Below are 16,173 nucleotides of genomic sequence, written 5' to 3'. Positions count from 1 at the left end.
GTTATAGTCTCGTGGGCTCGGAGATGTGTATAAGAGACAGCCCTCCCCCGCTGACGCAGGGGAGGGCCGAATTCCCCTCCCCTGCGAAGCGGGGGAGGATCAGGGAGGGGGCAAACGGTGCCTCAGGTGGCGCGCGGCTCGACGATCATGCGGCCGCCCATCTCCATGTGCAGGGCGTGGCAGAACCACTGGCAGTAGTACCAATGCACGCCCGGACGCTCGGCGATGAAGGTGACCGAGCTGGTCTGCTGCGGCCCGATCTCCATGGCGATGCCGTGGTTGGACAGGGTGAAGCCGTGGGTCAGATCGTCCACATCGTCCATGTTGGAGATGTAGAGCGTCACCTCGTCGCCCTGTTTGACCGTGAACTCCTCAAGCCCGTAGGCCGGAGCGCGCTGCCACATGTAGACGCGGACCTTGTTGCCCTCGCGGATCACCTTGGCGTCGTCGTCCAGGTTGACGCCGTCCTTCTTGGCCTGCTGGCGGGCCTCCTCCCACATCGGGTCGTCGCGGGTGAAGACGCTCTTCGGGTTCAGCTTGGAGCGGTGGACGATCAGCGTGTCGTGCGGCTCGGCGTAGGTCGGGCCGTCGTGCACCAGCTTCATCTCGTCGCCCGAGATGTCGATGAGCTGGTCGTTCTCCGGCTTGCTCGGACCGACGTTGAGGAAGCGGTCCTTGGAGAACTTGTTCAGCACCATCAGCCACTTGCCGTCGGCGTCCTTGGTCTGGCCCATTGAGGAGTGGGTGTGACCCGGCTGGTAGTGCACGTCCAGCTTCTGGATGATCGGATCGACCTTCTCGCCCTTGTAGGCGCGCTTGGCCTTGTCGATGTTCCACTTCACGATCTGGCTGTCGAGGAACAGCGTGGTGTAGCCGTTGCCGCGCCCGTCATAGGCGGTGTGCAGAGGCCCGAGGCCCAGCTGCGGCTCTGCCACGATGACGTCCCGCGGCTTGATCTTGTCGTCGAACAGGTCGTCGAGCAGGCGGACGTCCATCACCGACACCGTCGGCGACAGCTTGCCGTTGATGGTGACGTGGATGCCGTCCGGGGCCGCGTTGATGCCGTGCGGGCTGTTGGGGATCGGCACGTAGCGGGTGAAGGGCGAACCGTGGCGGCCGTCCACGACCGGCACGCCGTGCATCACCTCGACCTTGCCGGCCTTCACCGCCTCTTCGATGCGCTTGATGTTGAAGATGACGATCCAGTCCTGCTCGTTCGCCGTCATCTCCGCGGTGGTCACGCCGCTTTCGGAGTTGTAGCAGGTCGAGAAGGCGTACTTGCCCTGGTAGTCCGCCTCGGTGTTGTCGAGGTTGCCGTCCACCCGGACCTGCCACGACACCTTCATGCTGTCGCCGTCGATGGCGGAGAAGTGCGTCCGGTAGTTCTTCGGATCGACGTTCTTGCCGTCGTTCGGCATCGGCACGAGTTGCTCGGCGTTCGCGAAGACGTAGCCGGTGCGCGGGTACTTCTGCAGACGCAGGCCATGGATCGCCGAGACGTTCGGAATGTCGATGATCTTGTCGACCTTCATGATGTCGCAGCGGATGCGGGCGACGCGGGTGTTCGCCTTGTCGTTCACAAAGATGTAGCGCCCGTCGTAGGTGCCATCGGTGAAGGACATGTGCGGGTGGTGCAAGTCGCCGTTCAGCCAAGTGCCGCCGTGGTTGGCCAGATACTTCCGGTTCTCCTCGGTCAGACCCTCGGTCAGGATCTTCCGGCTCTCGTTGGTCAGGCCCCAGCCCGAGGCGCTGCAACGGTTGAACACCGGGATGCGGTGCAGCTCGCGCATGCTGGGCAGGCCGAGGATGCGCAGCTCGCCCGACTGGCCGCCGGAATGGAAGACGTAGTACTCGTCGAGATCGCCCGGCTTGACCTCGTACTTCTGGTTGCCCGCCCCGGCGGCCGCGGCCGGCCCGGCGCCGAACAGCGCGCCTCCCGCCGTGCCGCCGGCCACCGCGCCGGCGATTCCGGCCAGCGCCGCCGCCTTGGCGGTGCCCCCGAGAAGATCGCGGCGGTTCACGCCCGTCCGCTCAACCTTGATGTTCGACGCCTTATTTTCCGACATGGGTGAACTCCTTCGATGTCCCCTTACGGGGCTCTTGTTTCGACCTGGTGGGTCAAAGTCCTTCCGGCCGGGCGGACAGGTGCCCGGTGGCGGGATCGGTGGTCAGCACGGCGGCGCGGGGCTTGGCCTCGGCAACCGTGCCGGTGGATTGGCCGGTGGATTGGGAAGCGTCGCGGCGCTCCCGCTTCAGGCGCTTCTGGATCATGACCGGGCATTTGCGGTCGTGGTGGTAGAGCACTTGGCAGTGGAGGCACTGGATGCATTCGTTGGGGTTGATCGAGCCGTCGGGGTGGATCGCCTGGACCGGGCACTCGTTGGCGCAGCGCCGGCACGGGTTGCCGCATTCCTTGTAGCGGCGCAGCCAGTCGAACATCCGCATCCGGCCGGGGATGGCGAGCGCCGCGCCCAGCGGGCACAGGTAGCGGCAGAAGAAGCGCTCGATGAACAGGCCGGCGGCGATCAGGGCCACGGCGAACAGGACGAACCACCAGTCGCGGACGAAATGCAGGATGATCGCGGTCTTGAAGGGCTCGACCTCCGCCGCCTTCTCCGCCGTCGCCAGCGAGGTCAGCGACAGGCCGAACAGCAGCAGGAAGATCATGTACTTGATCGGCCACAGCCGCTGGTGCAGCCCGAAGGGCACCGCGATCTGGCGCACGCCCAGCGTCTTCGCCGCCTTGGAGGCCAGTTCCTGCAGCGCGCCGAACGGGCACAGCCAGCCGCAGAAGGCGCCCCGACCCCAGAACAACAGCGACGCGGCGACCGAGAACCACAGGATGAACACCAGCGGGTCCATCAGGAAATAGTCCCAGCGGAAGTCGGTGCGCAGCGCGTTGGCGAAGGTCAGCACGTTGACCACCGACAGCTGCGCCGTCGCGTACCAGCCGAGCCAGACCAGCGTGAAGACGAGGAACCCGGTGCGCACCCGCTCGTAAAGGGCCGGGCGCTTCACGAGCTGGTCCTGGAAGAAGAAGATGCCGGTCAGCAGCAGGATCGCGCTCGCCAGCACGGCAACGTCGAACAGCCGGTTCTCCCAGATGCGCCGCCAAAGCGGGATCTCGTCGGCCGCGTCCTGTTCCGCCAGGGCGGCGGCCATCGGAGCCACGGTGGCCGGCGTCACGGAGGCCGGCGCCGCGGCAGCGGCAGGAGCGGCCACCGGCTCGACCTTCAGGAACTTCTCCGGCGGCTGGTAGCCGAGGTCGAAGGTGACGAAGGCCTTGTCGAGCGCCGCGGTCGCGCGCTGGACCAGAAGCTGCAGGCGCCACGGATCGGCGGGGTTGAAGCCGACCTCTTCGGGGATGACGAACAGGCCGATCTCGGGGAAATTCGGCGCGCCCGCCGCGGCCAGGGAGCCCAGACGCTTGTGCAGGCGGTCGCGGAAGCGGATGGCGCCCTCATGCTGGACCAGCTCGAAACGGTCGAAGATGCCGCCGCGCACATAGCCCGAGCCCTTGAAGGAATAGCGCCCCTGCCCGGCCACGACGATGGCATGCTGGCCCGGCTTCAGCCGCTGCACCAGCGCCTCGTACTCCGCGTCGCCCAGCAGGGAGCGGCCGACGGCGGGAATGGTGGCGAGCGCGGCGTAAAGGTCGATGAAGCTGTCGTTCGGGTCGCCGGCCTCGGGACGGGCGGCGGCTTCGGCCTTGCCGGTGCGCTCGAAGGCGGCGTTGACCTCGCCCACCGTCAGCGTCAGGCGGCGCACGGAACCGTCGCCGACCAGCGTGGCCCAGTCTTCGATTCCCGTCTTGGACAGGTCGAGGCTGCGGGTCACAGTCGGCGCGGCCTCGGCCGCTCCCGGCGCGCCCAGCGCCTGCAAGACCTTCTTGCCGGAACGGATGATCGAATCGCCGATCACCATCACCGTCACGGTGGCACCGGACACGATGTCCACCGGCGGGCTGGACGCGCTCTGCGAGGCCAGGGTCAGCACGTTCTTGCCGACGTAGCCGTCGATGAAGGCATTGACCTTGGCGGGCGGGATGCCGATCAGGACGATGGGCTCGTGATGGTCCACCAGCTTCGCCCCGGTCACCGTGCCGTCCGGCGCCAGCCCGACCATCACATGGATCGGACGGCCCGAATAGCCGGTCGTGTTCACGAAGTCGGAGGTCAGGAAGGCGTGGCCGACCAGCGTGTCGCCCTTGTAGACGGGAACCAGCGGCGCGTTCGGCAGGGGGGCGCCGAAGCGGTCCGCACCGGCGGCGAGATCGCCCGGCTGCACCGTGCCGAGATACCGCGCCAGCAGCGCTTCTGCCGCGTCCGCCGTGCCGAGACCGGCCAGCAGAATCAGCAGCCCAGCCACCAGTACGCGTGTCCTCCGCAAGAAGTCTGCAACCATTTCCCTTGCCCTGATGTCTTGATCTTGATCAAGAGGCCGCAGGCCCCTTTGACGCGGCCATGAGACCACAAGTTCGGAACCCTGTTCTTGACCGGCGTCAATTCGGAGAAAATGAGTCCGGACTATCCTCCTCCCGGCGTCCCGCTCATTATGACCGTGCGGGACACAAGATTGTATTTTAGGCAAACTGTATTTCGAAATTGAGGTGAAGACATGCCGCTGCTGCGCCACGAGCCTCAGGGCGGGGTCCGCTCGCTGGACGATCTTCTGGGCATCGCCCTGGCGCTGGAGCAGGAGGCGGTGCGCCGCTACATCCAGTTGGCGGCTCTGATGGACCGCCGTGGCGAGACCGACACCGCCACCACCTTCCGCGCCCTGATTGCGGAAGAGCAGGACCATGTGCAGGCGGTGGACGGCTGGGCGCGCAGCCTCGGCCGCCCCACCCCCGACGCACCGGCCTTCCTCTGGCGCCTGCCGCCGGAGCTTGCCGCCTCCTGGGAAGAGCTGACCGAGCGCACGCGGCTGACGCCCTATCAGGCGCTGTCGCTGGCGGTGGTCAACGAGCAGCGCGCCTTCGCCTTCTACAGCTACATCGCCGCCAACGCCCCGGACGACGCCGTGCGCACCCATGCCGAGTCGCTTGCCCGCGAGGAGCTTCGCCACGCCGCCCTGCTCCGGCGCGAGCGCCGCAAGGCCTTCCGCCGCGAACGGGGCCGGGCGGAGCACAAGCCGACCCGCGCGGACACGCCAGCGGAACTGGAGCGGCTGGCCGTCGCCCTGCTGTCCGCCACCGCCGCGGAGCACAACGCGCTGGCGGTGCGCCTGCTCGCCCTGGGCAACGGTGACGGTGCCGCGCTGCTGAGCCGAATTGCCGAAGAGGAACGGGCGTTGATTCCGGCCGGCTCCGACGCGGCGGCGTCCCAGGCCGCCGTTCCCGACACCGCGCCCGCCTGCCTGCGCGCGGCGATCGCCGCCTCCGAACGGCTCGCCGAAGCCTTCGGCGACGTGGCGGCCCAGGCGACCGACGAGTTGGTCCTGACCGAATCCCTGCGCCTTCAGGAGGCCGTGGTGGGCCACCTCGCGCTGCTGGCAGAGCGGATCGAGGCGAGGGGGTAAGAAGCTACCCCACCACCTGCCGGTACAGCGCCGGCAGGGCCTTGGTCAGATGCGTGACCTGCGGGAAGATCGCGTAGCCGCCCCGACCGAACAGATAAGGGAAATAGTCGCGCGCCTCGGCGTCCACGGTGATGCCGAACAGGGCGATGCCCTGGCGGCGGGCCTCCTGAATCGCCATGCGGGTGTCTTCGATGCCGTAGCGCCCCTCGTAATGGTCCACGTCGTTGGGTTTGCCGTCCGACAGCAGGATCAGCAGGCGGTGCCGGTTGGGCCGCTCCGCCAGACGTGCGGCGGCGTGGCGCAGCGCCGCCCCCATGCGGGTGTAATGGCCGGGCTTCAGCGCCTGGACGCGGCGCTGCACCCGGGCGCTCAAGGGCTCGTCGAACTCCTTGACCGTCTGCACCCGCACCCAGTCGCGCTTCTTCGAGGTGAAGGCGAAGATGGCGTGCGGGTCGCCGCAGGCGTTCAGCCCGTTGGACAGCGCCAGCAGGGCTTCCTTCTCGACATCCAGCACGCGGTGCCCGTCCACCCAGCCGTCGGTGGACAGCGAGGTGTCGACAAGAACCGCCACCGCCAGATCGCGCGCCGCGTTGCGCGCCGCCTGATAGACGCGGTCGCTGCCCGCCCCGCCCGCACGCTGGTCGGCGCAGCGGCGCACCAGCGCGGTGAGGTCGAGGTCGTCGCCGTCCGGCTGGCTGGTGAAGACCATGCGCTTCGGACGCAGCGCCTCGAACTGGCGGCGGACCTGCCGGATGCGGCGCAGGGCAGCCTCGTCGGGCGCCCAGTCCTCGCCGTCCTCCGGCGCCGGTTCGGCGACGACGCGGCAATGGGCGGGGTGGTAGGCGCGGCGGCGATGGTCCCATTCCGGGTAGGTCAGCACCGCCGTCAGCGGCGCCGCGTCCACGGCGGCGGGCGCCAGATCGAGATCGAGCTTCAGCCGGGTCGAGGGCTTGCGCTGATGCTGGGCGAGCGCGATCTCCTCCATGTCGTCGGCGGCTTGGCGGGCGGCGTCCTCGTCGTCGTCATCGACCGGGCGGGGGATGTTCAGCATCTCCGCCAAACCGAAGATCTTCTCGAAACGGTTCAGGATCAGCGGATCCTCGCGCTGCACCTGATCGCTGTCGCGCCGCGTCGCCTTCCGGCGCTGGCCGTCGCTTTCGGCGGAAGGGGTTGCGGCTTCGTCCTCCGTCGCATCGGACGCAGCCGAAGCACCGGACGGCGCGGGACCCGACACCTCGCCCCACAGCGGCACCGGCAGGAAAGGCTTGTAGCCGGCGGGAGCGGTGAAGCGGTCCAGGGGAATCGTCCCGTCCAGCGCCGCGCCGCCGTCACCGGCGCCCAGCAGAGCCAGCACCGCCGCCTCCACCATCGCCTCGTCCTTCGGCAGGGAGCGCTTGGGCCGGACGGCGACCAGCGCCGCGCACAGCTCGCCATGCAGGCGGGTCAAACCCGGCCAGCGCGCAAGAACCCGCGCGGTGGTCGCGTGGGCCTGCCGCAGCGCCCGCACATCGGCCCGCAGCGGGTCGGCCCGCAACGGACCGGCGGCAGCCTCGCCATCGGCCTCGGCGTGCGCGAAATAGGCGGCGAGCCATTCGTAGAGCCGCTCGTTCAGCGCCGCGTCGGGGAACACGTCGAGCAGGGCGGGCAACTGCAGCACGTCGCCGTCCAGCGCCGGCCGCTCCAGCCGTTCGGTGCCGAGGCCGATGCGCTCCAGCACCGACAGCCGGTGGCCAGAGGACGCCCGCGCCGCGGCGGCCAACCGCACGCCCCGGTCACCGCCCAGCCCGCGGAAGAACACCGCCAGCCGGGGCCGGATCACCTCCAGCGTCACCGCGGCATCGGGATGGTGCGGCAGGCTCGACCGGCCGCCGACCAGACGGTGCCAGTGGCGGCCGATGAACTCCTCGGGCTCGAGCAGCGACAGCATGATCCGTTTCCCTTATCCCGGCTTCTCTTAACCCAGGGCGATGTCGGCGACGCGCAGCAGCGCCTGCCGCACGTCGGCGTCGTCGGTCAGCGGTTCGATCAGCGCGGTGCGGATGGCCCGTTCGGGCTTGACACCGGAACGGATCAGCGTCGCGCAATAGACGAGCAGGCGGGTGGATACACCCTCCTCAAGATCCTGGCCCTTGAGGGCGCGCAGCGCGCCGGCCAGACGGACCAGTGGGGCGACGCGCGCCTCCGGCAGGCCGCTCTCGCGGGCGACGATGACGGCCTCGTCCTCCGGCGCCGGGAAGTCGAATTCGATAGCGAGGAAGCGCTGGCGCGTGCTGGGCTTCAGGGTCTTCAGGACGTTCTGGTAGCCGGGGTTGTAGGACACCACCAGCATGAAGTCGTCCGGCGCTTCCAGCAGTTCGCCCGTGCGGTCGAGCGGCAGCAGACGGCGGTCGTCGGTCAGCGGGTGGAGCACGACGGTCACGTCCTTGCGCGCCTCCACCACCTCGTCGAGGTAGCAGACGGCCCCCTCGCGCACGGCGCGGGTCAGCGGGCCGTCCGCCCACACCGTGTCGCCACCCTTCAGCAGGTAACGCCCGGTCAGGTCGGCGGCGGTCAGGTCGTCGTGGCAGGACACGGTGTAGAGGGGACGCCCCAGACGTGCTGCCATGTGCGAGACGAAGCGCGTCTTGCCGCAGCCCGTCGGCCCCTTCAGCAGCAGCGGCAGGCGGTGGCGGAAAGCGTGCTCGAACAGCTCGCACTCGTCGCCGACGGCCTTGTAGTAGGGGATGTCGAGGTCGTCCGCGATGGCCTTCAGGGCGCTGCGGGTCATGGGTGTCTCCTCGAAAACGGAAGGCCAAAACGGAAGGCCAAAACGGAAGTCGGAAAAGAAGGGTCCCCTCCCCCGGCGTGCGGAGGAGGGGAAGGCCCTGGTCACTCGGCGGGCTGCACGGCGGCACCGATTCCGGTGCTCTTGCGGCCCGCGGGCACCGGCCCGAGCAGAGCGTAGAGATAGAGGACGGCGCCGATGAACACCGCGGCACCGGCGGCCAGACGCACCCAGTAGAAGGGAGCAATCTCCGCCTGGACGGTCATGTAGTCCATGCCCATCACGCGCTGCAGGTGGACCTGCACGACACCGGCGAAGGTCAGGGCGAAGGTCATCACCGTCATGCCGCCAGTCATCAGCCAGAAGCTGGCTTTGTTGAGGGTCTGGTGGTAGGGCGCGACGCCGCGCAGATGCGGCATGGCGTAGCTGAAGATGGCGAGGTTGATCATCACATAGGCGCCGAAGAAGGCCAGATGCCCGTGCGCCGCCGTCACCTGCGTGCCGTGGGTGTAGTAGTTGACCCAGGACAGCGTGTGCAGGAAGCCCCAGACGCCAGCCCCGAAGAAGGCCGTCACCGCGCAGCCGACCGACCAGAGCAGGGCCGCCTTGTTGGGGTGATCGCGCCCGCCCTTCAGCACCATCTTCACGGCGAAGACGACCATGAAGAAGAAGGGGGCGACCTCCAGCGTCGAGAACAGCGAGCCGATCCACTGCCAGTAGCCCGGCGTGCCGATCCAGTAGTAATGGTGCCCGGTGCCCAGCAGGCCGGAGAACAGGGCCAGCCCGACGATGGCGTAGAGCCACTTCTCGACGATCTCGCGGTCCACGCCGGTCATCTTGATCATCAGGAAGGCGAGGATCGAGGCCATCACCAGCTCCCACACGCCCTCGACCCAGAGATGGACGACGTACCACCAGTACATCTTGTCCAGCGCGAGGTTGGTCGGGTTGTAGAAGGAGAACAGGAAGAAGATCGCGATGCCCCACAGCCCCATCACCAGGATGTTGGTGATGACCGTGCGCCGGCCCTTCAGTACGGTCATGGAGATGTTGTAGAGGAACATCAGCGCCACGACGACGATGGCGACCTTGATCCACGTCGGCTGTTCCAGGAACTCGCGCCCCTCGTGGATGCGGAAGACGTAGCCGACGACGGCGGCCAGCGCGCCGAACATGAACAGGCCGAACTGGATGTAGGCCAGCTTCGGGCTGTGCAGCTCGCGCTCCGCCTCTTCCGGAATCAGGTAGTAGGCCGCACCGAAGAAGCCCATCAGCAGCCAGACGATCAGAGCGTTCGTGTGGATCATCCGCAGGATGTTGAAGGGAAGCAGTTCCGACAGGACGTTGGGCAGCACATAGACCGTGCCGGCCAGCAGGCCGACCAGGAGCTGAACGCCGAACAGGGCCAGCGCGCCGTAGAAGTAGGGCAGCGCGACCTTTTGGGATTCGTATTTCATGGCCTTTCGTCCTTCGTCAGCCGGAAATCTTGGGCGGCCAGTTCTGGGTGTTGATGCGGCTGGTCCATTCCAGGAAGGCGGCGAGGTCGTTGACCTCCTGCTCCGTCAGGTTGAACTGCGGCATCTGGCGGCGGCCCTCGATGCCGCTGGGCTGGGCGGCCATCCATCCGGCCAACGCGGCGCGCGCGCCCTCCGGGTCCTTGTCGCCGCCGTAGCGGATCCAGACATTGCCCAGCTCCGGCGCGAAATAAGCGCCCTCGCCCAGCAGCGTGTGGCAGTTGATGCAGGAGTTCTTCTCCCACACATGCTTGCCGCGGGCGACGCTGTCGGTCAGCCCCTTGCTGTCGGTGCCGGTGTTGACGACGTAGATGTGGCTTGCCGCCGTCAGCGAGACGAAGGCGGCGAAGAAGAAGAGCGATCCGCCGTAAAAAATGTTTCGGGCGGCCGCTTTGGTGAAGCGTTCCGTCATGCGTTCGTTTCTCCTGGGTCAGGCCTTCGTGGAACGGAGGGGCCTTGAGCAGCGTTGGCCGTGCGCCATGACGGAGAAAGTTGACCGATTTGGTGCGACTATCCTTGACGGCGGTCAAGTGGACGGCCGCGGCCCGGATTTGAGGGCTGTGTGAAAAAGCGGGCGCCGGGCCAACCCGGCGCTTCCCGCGGCCGGCGCGCTCAGGGAATGGTCGGCGCCGGGGTGCTCAGGCTCCACATGGCGTCGAACATGGACGCCTGGAAGGCCGCGAAATCGGCGCTGTCGAGGATCAGGCCGTAGCTCTCGCGAGCCGACGAGATGACCGAAACCTTGCTGCCGTGGATGAAGCAGGTCATCGCCAGGTTGTAGGTGGCGGGCGCGTAGCGCAGTTCGCGCCGCTCCTCCTGGCTCGACGGCCAGATCGGGGCGATGTCGCGCTCCTCCGAGCGGATCACCCGCAGCCAGATGCCGCGCCGCGCCCGCTCCTTCAGGTAACGCTCCATCTCCTCCAGCCCCGGCTCGACCATCAGCTCCCGCATGGAGAGGGTGGCGCGCAGGTCCTTCTCATCGCCGCTCAGCGTCTCCCACAGGACGGTGCGGATGCCTTCGGGACCGGGATGGAAGCGGACGTTCGGCTGGCCGTTCTCGTGATGGTACATCGACCGCAGCACCGGCATCACATCCTCGAGCATCTGCCGCCGGGCCTCGCTGCGCTCCAGCAGGATGCCCGGGTCCTGGGCGACCACGAAGCGGCGCTTGCCGTGATCGACGAAGCGGACGAGCCCTTCCGCCTCCAGCTTGGCGAGAGCGTCGTGCGCCGTGGTGCGGGCCATGCCGGCACCCGCCGCCACCTCCGTCACGGAGCCGCCGCCAAGACGGATCGTCGTCAGATAGAGCTTGTAGAGCGTCCCCGATATGCCGATCCGGGACAGCTTCTCCTCAAGATTCACCAACGTGCTCCCTTTTGAATCGCGTCGCAACATGCCCGATTCCGCGCCACCCGTCCATCGTCGGTTTTTGCCGATAAAATGCCGACTCTTTGCGTCACTGCTTTAGCAAGACGACGATAAAATGGGCTTTTCTTCCACAAAATGCCCGTTAAAACGGCAAGTTTAGGCCTGGAGAGCGCCGTTCATTTGTATTTTTCGAATTGACGGGTTTTTCCGACACTGTCATCGTTTTGTCGTCGTCCAAGGACGCTGACGTCCCGCGAGGCGGCGCCGAACGGTGGAACGAGGGAAGGTGATGGAAGCGAATTCAAAAGCGCATGCGGCGGCACCGCCCTTCATGCAGAGAGCGCCGCGCCGCGCCGTGACTCCCCGCATTCTGACGGACCGGTCCTTCCGCGCGGCGCTGGGCCTCACCGCCTTCTTCGCCGTCTGGCAGGCGCTGACCTCGCTCGGCGTCATCGACGCCTTCCTTCTGCCCTCGCCGGTCGCGGTGGCGGGGGCGCTCTGGGACATGGCGCTCGACGGCTCGCTGTGGGTCCATCTCGGCGCCAGCCTGCAGCGGGTGGCCGTCGGCTTCGCGCTCGCCTGCGTCGTCGGTATGGCGCTCGGGCTGATGTGCGGCTGGTGGCGCGGCGTCGCGGACTTCGTGCGGCCGGTGGTCGAGGCACTGCGCCCCATCCCACCGCTCGCCTGGATCCCGATCACCATCCTGTGGTTCGGGCTCGGCGACGCCGCGTCCTACTTCCTGGTCTTCCTCGGCGCCGTCTTCCCGGCCTTCGTCGCCACCTACACGGCGGTGCGCGGCCTCGACCGGAACCAGATGAACGCGGCGCTCTGCCTCGGCGCGACGCCCTGGCAGCTCTTCACCGACGTGCTGATCCCCGCCTCCCTGCCGATTATCCTGCCGGGGCTGCGGATCGCGCTGGGCGTGGGCTGGATGTGCGTGGTGACCGCCGAGCTGATCGCCGCGCAGACCGGCCTCGGCTACCTGATCCAGCAGTCGCGCATGCTGTTCCAGATCAACAACGTCGTCGCGGGCATGGTGGCCATCGGTCTCGTCGGCTTCGCCATGTCCGCCGTCCTCGAACGGATCGAGCGTCGGGTGAACGCCTGGGCGCCTTCCGAGCGCAATTGAGCAGGAGGCGAAGGAACATGGCCGCCAACACCGCACTCAAGACCCCCGCCCCGCCCCCCGGCGCGCCGCAGGCCCAGCCGGCCGACATCCAGATCGACATCCGGAATCTGGGCAAGGTCTATGGCGGGACCTCGTCCGACAACATGGTGGTCGCGCTCGACGGGGTCGATCTGCGCATCCGCCGCGGCGAGTTCATCTCGCTGCTCGGCCCCTCGGGCTGCGGAAAGTCGACCCTGCTCGGCATCGTCGCCGGCTTCCAGTCGGCGTCGAGCGGGACGCTCCTGCAGAACGGCCGCCCCATCGTCAAGCCGGACCCGTCCCGCACCGTCGTCTTCCAGGACTACGCGCTGTTCGGCTGGATGACCGTGCAGCAGAACGTGGAGTTCGGCCTGAAGGCCAAGGGCATGGCGAAGAAGGAGCGCGCGGAGATCGCCCGCTCGCTGATCGACATGGTCCGGCTGACCGGCTTCGAGGAAAAGTACCCGCACCAGATCTCCGGCGGCATGAAGCAGCGGGCGGCCATCGCCCGCGCGCTCGCCCCGGACCCCGACATCCTGCTGATGGACGAGCCGTTCGGCGCGCTGGACGCGCAGACCCGCGTGCTTCTGCAGGAGGAGATCGCCCGCATTTCGTCCGAGGCCGGCAAGACGGTGATCTTCGTCACCCACGGCATCGACGAGGCGGTGTTCCTGGCCGACCGCGTGGTGGTGATGAGCCCGCGGCCCGGCCGGGTGCGCGAAGAGGTCACCGTGCCGCTGCCGCGGCCCCGCACGGCCGAGATGCGCTCCGATCCCTGGTTCGTCTCCACGGTCAACGACCTGTGGGAGACCCTGAAACCCGAATGGCAAAAAGGGGAATGAACGTGACCTCGACACTCTCGCGCCGTCGTTTCGGCCAGCTCGCCGCCGGCATCGCCGCCGCCGCAACCCTCGCCAAGCCGGCGATCCTCCGCGCGCAGGGCGCGGACGTCGTCAAGATGGGCTGGTTCAACACCACCACCGTCTCGGCCCAGATCGCCCATGTGCTGATGCGCACCGACATCGCGGCCCGCAACGGCCTGCGCATGAACATGATCCAGCTCAACGCCTCGCCGGCGGTGAACGAGGCGATCGTGTCGAACGCGGCCGACGTCGGCACGCTGTCCGACTTCGCCGCCGTCACCACCATGGCGGTCGGGGCGCCGGTCACCACCATCGCCTCGCAAGCGCGCTTCCGCTCGGCGGTGCTGGTGACCAAGAAGTCGGGGATCACCGACGTCGCCGGGCTGAAGGGCAAGCAGGTCTACGGCACCTTCGGCATCACCGCCTTCCAGAACGCCCAGGAGGCGATGACCAAGGCCGGCCTCGTCCCCGGCCGCGACATGACCTTCGTCAATGTCGGCCCGGCGGAGCTGGCCGACGCGGTGGGCGCGCAGCGGATCGACGCCTTCTTCACCTACGACCCGTTCGTGAGCTTCTTCGAGAACGCGGGCTTCGCCCAGGTCGTTTCGGAGAATCTGACCCCGGTCATCGTGCTGACCGCGAACAACCGCTTCTTCAAGGACCGGCCCGAGGTGGCGGAACGCTTCCTGCTCGCCAACTCCCAGGCGCTGTACTTCGCCAGCCAGAACCACGACCTCGTCAACGGCTGGTTCCGCTCGCTGGAGCCGGCGAAGAACATCCCGGAGGCCGTGCTGGAAAAGGCGTCGGGCTACGACCCCGCCTGGAACGCCAAGGCGCCCACCGACATCAAGGCGGCGCTCTCCGACGAGCAGATCAAAAAGCTGAACCAGCTCGCCGAATGGGGCGTCGAGGCGAAGCTTCTGCCGCGCCTGCCCGACGTCTCGAAGTTCGTCGACACGACCATCGCCGGCAAGGTGGACGCCGCCTTCGCCGCCCAGAACTTCGATCCGAAGACGGTCAAGATCGTCGGCTGATCGGCCGGCGATCCCGACGCATCGCGCAGGACGGGGCGGCGGCCGTGCCGGGCCGCGCCGAAGGAGACTTCATGACCCTACGACTTGACGACGCCCCCGCCCCTCCAACGCGCCATTTCGACTTCGCCACGCTGCCGGCACCCGACCGCTACCGCCTTCTGACCGCCGCGGTCCTGCCGCGGCCGATCGCCTGGGCGGTCACCCGCTCGGCCGAGGGACGGGTGAACGCGGCCCCCTACTCCTTCTTCAACGTCTTCGGCTCCGACCGGCCGGTGGTCTGTCTCGGCGTGCTCGCGCGCCCGGACCGGCCGAAGGACACGGCGGTCAACATCCGGGCGACGCGCGAGTTCGTCATCAACCTCGTCCCCTTCGCTCTCACCGAGGCGATGAACCTCACCTGCGTCGAGGCGCCGCCCGAGGTGGACGAGACCCGGCTCGCCGGGCTCGCCACCCTGCCGAGCGTCGCGGTCCGGCCGCCGCGCATCGCCGCATCGCCGGTCGCCTTCGAATGCCGTCTGGTCCACGAGTTCGAAAGCGGTCCCGGACAGTGGCTGTTCGTGGGTGAGGTGCTGCACGCCCATGTCGCGACGCGCGTCCTGACCGGCAACCCCGACCGTCCCCGCATCGACCATGAGGCGCTCGACCTCGTCGCCCGCATGCACGGCCCCTCGGCCTATCTGCGCACCCGCGACGTCTTCGATCTGGTGAGGCCGGTCTGGGCCGACACCGCGCCTCAATCCACCGAAACACACTGCAAGGAACGACAAGAATGACCAAGGTTAAAGTGGCCGCGGTGCAGGCGGCGACGGTGCCGTTCGACGCCGCCGCGGCGACCGCCCGCACGGTCGACCTGATCGCCGAGGCGGCGTCCACCGGCGCGTCGCTCGCCGTCTTCCCGGAAGCCTTCATCGGCGGCTACCCGAAGGGGCTCGACTTCGGCTGCTCGATCGGCCGGCGCACGGCGGAGGGGCGCGCCGACTTCGCCCGCTACGTCCGCGGCGCGATCACGGTGCCGGGACCGGAGACCGAGACGCTGTCGGCGGCCTGCGCGCGGCACGGTATCCACGCGGTCGTCGGCGTCATCGAGCGTGACGGCGGAACGCTCTACTGCACGGTGCTCTACCTGTCGCCGGACGGCCGGATGGGCAAGCACCGCAAGGTGATGCCGACCGGGTCGGAGCGGCTGGTCTGGGGGTTCGGCGACGGCTCGACCCTCACCGTCATGGACACGCCGTTCGGCCGTGTCGGCGGCGCCATCTGCTGGGAGCATTACATGCCGCTGATGCGCGCGGCCTACTACGCCAAGGGCGTCCAGCTCTGGGCGGCCCCGACGGCGGACGACCGCGAAAGCTGGATCGCCACCATGCGCCACGTCGCCATGGAGGGGCGCTGCTTCGTGATCGGCGCCTGTCAGGTGATGCGCCGCTCGGACTTCCCGGAGGACTACGCCAGCCGCATCGACGCCGGGCCGGACGAGTGGATGATGCACGGCCGCTCCGTCATCGTCGGGCCGCTCGGCGAGATCCTGGCCGGCCCGCTGGTCGACGCGGAGGGCATCCTGACCGCCGAGGTGGACGTCGAGGATCTGGTCGGCGCCAAGCTCGATTTCGATCCGGTGGGCCATTACGCGCGGCCGGACCTGTTCAGCATGCGCGTCGACGAGACCCCGCGCGCGCCGGTCGCCACGGTGCGCGAGGCCGCCCTTCCGGAGCGCAACGAGAAGGTCGAAGAGGCGGCCTGACGGGCACGGTAATCGCCTTTAAAATCCCCTCTCCCCTCTGCTCACGCGCAAACACTTTGCGCTGACGCGACAGGCGGACCTTTGGTCCGCCGAAAGCGGGGAGAGGGTTAGGGGCTGTTAGCGCTTGAGGTCCGTGCCCATTTGATTGGGATGGCAGTTGAGTACGGAAGCGAGGTTCTGACGGACGCGGAATGGAAGATTCTGCATCCGCTGATCGAAGCG

At 68.0% G+C, this 16,173-nt stretch carries 13 protein-coding genes; 6 read left to right on the top strand and 7 right to left on the bottom strand.

Annotation, left to right across the window (positions count from 1 at the left end):
* Nucleotides 1-122: 122 nt before the first annotated feature.
* Together nosZ and Q4I23_RS21365 are read right to left on the bottom strand one after the other, a co-directional pair.
* Nucleotides 123-2,066 carry a TAT-dependent nitrous-oxide reductase gene (nosZ, locus tag Q4I23_RS21370; RefSeq protein WP_454019690.1) on the bottom strand — a complete coding sequence of 648 codons (1,944 nt, stop codon included), beginning with the start codon at nt 2,064-2,066 and terminating at the stop codon, nt 123-125.
* Nucleotides 2,067-2,118: 52 nt separating this feature from the next.
* Entirely contained in the window at nt 2,119-4,368 is a 2,250-nt protein-coding gene (locus tag Q4I23_RS21365) for a 4Fe-4S binding protein (RefSeq protein WP_498527532.1), read from the bottom strand.
* 249 nt (nt 4,369-4,617) lie between these two features.
* On the opposite strand from Q4I23_RS21365, the gene Q4I23_RS21360 reads away from it, so the two are divergent.
* The gene (locus Q4I23_RS21360; protein WP_498527531.1) at nt 4,618-5,520 is read left to right on the top strand and encodes a ferritin-like domain-containing protein; all 903 of its coding nucleotides are present in this window, start codon (nt 4,618-4,620) and stop codon (nt 5,518-5,520) included.
* Nucleotides 5,521-5,524: 4 nt separating this feature from the next.
* Here the strand turns inward: Q4I23_RS21360 and Q4I23_RS21355 are convergent, their stop codons facing one another.
* From Q4I23_RS21355 to Q4I23_RS21335, 5 genes are all read right to left on the bottom strand, one after another.
* Entirely contained in the window at nt 5,525-7,447 is a 1,923-nt protein-coding gene (locus Q4I23_RS21355; RefSeq protein ID WP_498527530.1) for a nitric oxide reductase activation protein NorD, read from the bottom strand.
* Between the two features lie 27 nt (nt 7,448-7,474).
* On the bottom strand, nt 7,475-8,287 hold the full coding sequence (locus Q4I23_RS21350) for a CbbQ/NirQ/NorQ/GpvN family protein (protein WP_498527529.1): 813 nt from the start codon (nt 8,285-8,287) through the stop codon (nt 7,475-7,477).
* 101 nt (nt 8,288-8,388) lie between these two features.
* Complete coding sequence (locus tag Q4I23_RS21345) at nt 8,389-9,741, bottom strand: cbb3-type cytochrome c oxidase subunit I (protein WP_237906699.1); 1,353 nt, start codon at nt 9,739-9,741, stop codon at nt 8,389-8,391.
* 16 nt (nt 9,742-9,757) lie between these two features.
* The gene (locus tag Q4I23_RS21340; RefSeq protein WP_454019695.1) at nt 9,758-10,210 is read right to left on the bottom strand and encodes a c-type cytochrome; all 453 of its coding nucleotides are present in this window, start codon (nt 10,208-10,210) and stop codon (nt 9,758-9,760) included.
* Nucleotides 10,211-10,410: 200 nt separating this feature from the next.
* Complete coding sequence (locus tag Q4I23_RS21335; protein ID WP_200486611.1) at nt 10,411-11,160, bottom strand: TrmB family transcriptional regulator; 750 nt, start codon at nt 11,158-11,160, stop codon at nt 10,411-10,413.
* 295 nt (nt 11,161-11,455) lie between these two features.
* Between Q4I23_RS21335 and Q4I23_RS21330 the strand changes: the two genes are divergently transcribed.
* The 5 genes from Q4I23_RS21330 to Q4I23_RS21310 all read left to right on the top strand — a co-directional run bounded on the left by Q4I23_RS21330 (nt 11,456) and on the right by Q4I23_RS21310 (nt 15,951).
* A complete protein-coding gene (locus tag Q4I23_RS21330) occupies nt 11,456-12,295 on the top strand; it encodes an ABC transporter permease (protein ID WP_498527528.1) in 840 nt (279 codons plus the stop codon).
* A gap of 17 nt (nt 12,296-12,312) precedes the next feature.
* On the top strand, nt 12,313-13,155 hold the full coding sequence (locus Q4I23_RS21325; protein WP_454019697.1) for an ABC transporter ATP-binding protein: 843 nt from the start codon (nt 12,313-12,315) through the stop codon (nt 13,153-13,155).
* Nucleotides 13,152-14,210, top strand: a complete 1,059-nt coding sequence (locus tag Q4I23_RS21320) for an ABC transporter substrate-binding protein (protein ID WP_498527527.1) — start codon at nt 13,152-13,154, stop codon at nt 14,208-14,210. The genes Q4I23_RS21325 and Q4I23_RS21320 overlap by 4 nt, the downstream gene beginning before the upstream one ends.
* Before the next feature lie 71 nt (nt 14,211-14,281).
* Nucleotides 14,282-14,983 (top strand): flavin reductase family protein, encoded by a 702-nt coding sequence (locus tag Q4I23_RS21315; protein ID WP_498527526.1) that lies wholly within the window; start codon nt 14,282-14,284, stop codon nt 14,981-14,983.
* On the top strand, nt 14,980-15,951 hold the full coding sequence (locus Q4I23_RS21310) for a carbon-nitrogen hydrolase family protein (RefSeq protein WP_454019700.1): 972 nt from the start codon (nt 14,980-14,982) through the stop codon (nt 15,949-15,951). Before Q4I23_RS21315 ends, Q4I23_RS21310 begins: the two co-directional genes overlap by 4 nt.
* Nucleotides 15,952-16,173 lie beyond the last annotated feature (222 nt).

It is taken from the genome of Azospirillum sp. UFLA03-27 (assembly GCF_059803775.1).
This window is presented reverse-complemented; position numbering and strand designations above follow the sequence as displayed.

Bases quoted from the DNA above. Each gene is read 5' to 3' on its own strand.
- Q4I23_RS21330 (WP_498527528.1), top strand. From the start codon at position 11,456: ATGGAAGCGAATTCAAAAGCGCATGCGGCGGCACCGCCCTTCATGCAG.
- Q4I23_RS21345 (WP_237906699.1), bottom strand. From the start codon at position 9,741: ATGAAATACGAATCCCAAAAGGTCGCGCTGCCCTACTTCTACGGCGCG.
- Q4I23_RS21320 (WP_498527527.1), top strand. From the start codon at position 13,152: ATGAACGTGACCTCGACACTCTCGCGCCGTCGTTTCGGCCAGCTCGCC.
- Q4I23_RS21360 (WP_498527531.1), top strand. From the start codon at position 4,618: ATGCCGCTGCTGCGCCACGAGCCTCAGGGCGGGGTCCGCTCGCTGGAC.
- Q4I23_RS21340 (WP_454019695.1), bottom strand. From the start codon at position 10,210: ATGACGGAACGCTTCACCAAAGCGGCCGCCCGAAACATTTTTTACGGC.
- Q4I23_RS21355 (WP_498527530.1), bottom strand. From the start codon at position 7,447: ATGCTGTCGCTGCTCGAGCCCGAGGAGTTCATCGGCCGCCACTGGCAC.
- nosZ (WP_454019690.1), bottom strand. From the start codon at position 2,066: ATGTCGGAAAATAAGGCGTCGAACATCAAGGTTGAGCGGACGGGCGTG.
- Q4I23_RS21310 (WP_454019700.1), top strand. From the start codon at position 14,980: ATGACCAAGGTTAAAGTGGCCGCGGTGCAGGCGGCGACGGTGCCGTTC.
- Q4I23_RS21350 (WP_498527529.1), bottom strand. From the start codon at position 8,287: ATGACCCGCAGCGCCCTGAAGGCCATCGCGGACGACCTCGACATCCCC.
- Q4I23_RS21315 (WP_498527526.1), top strand. From the start codon at position 14,282: ATGACCCTACGACTTGACGACGCCCCCGCCCCTCCAACGCGCCATTTC.
- Q4I23_RS21325 (WP_454019697.1), top strand. From the start codon at position 12,313: ATGGCCGCCAACACCGCACTCAAGACCCCCGCCCCGCCCCCCGGCGCG.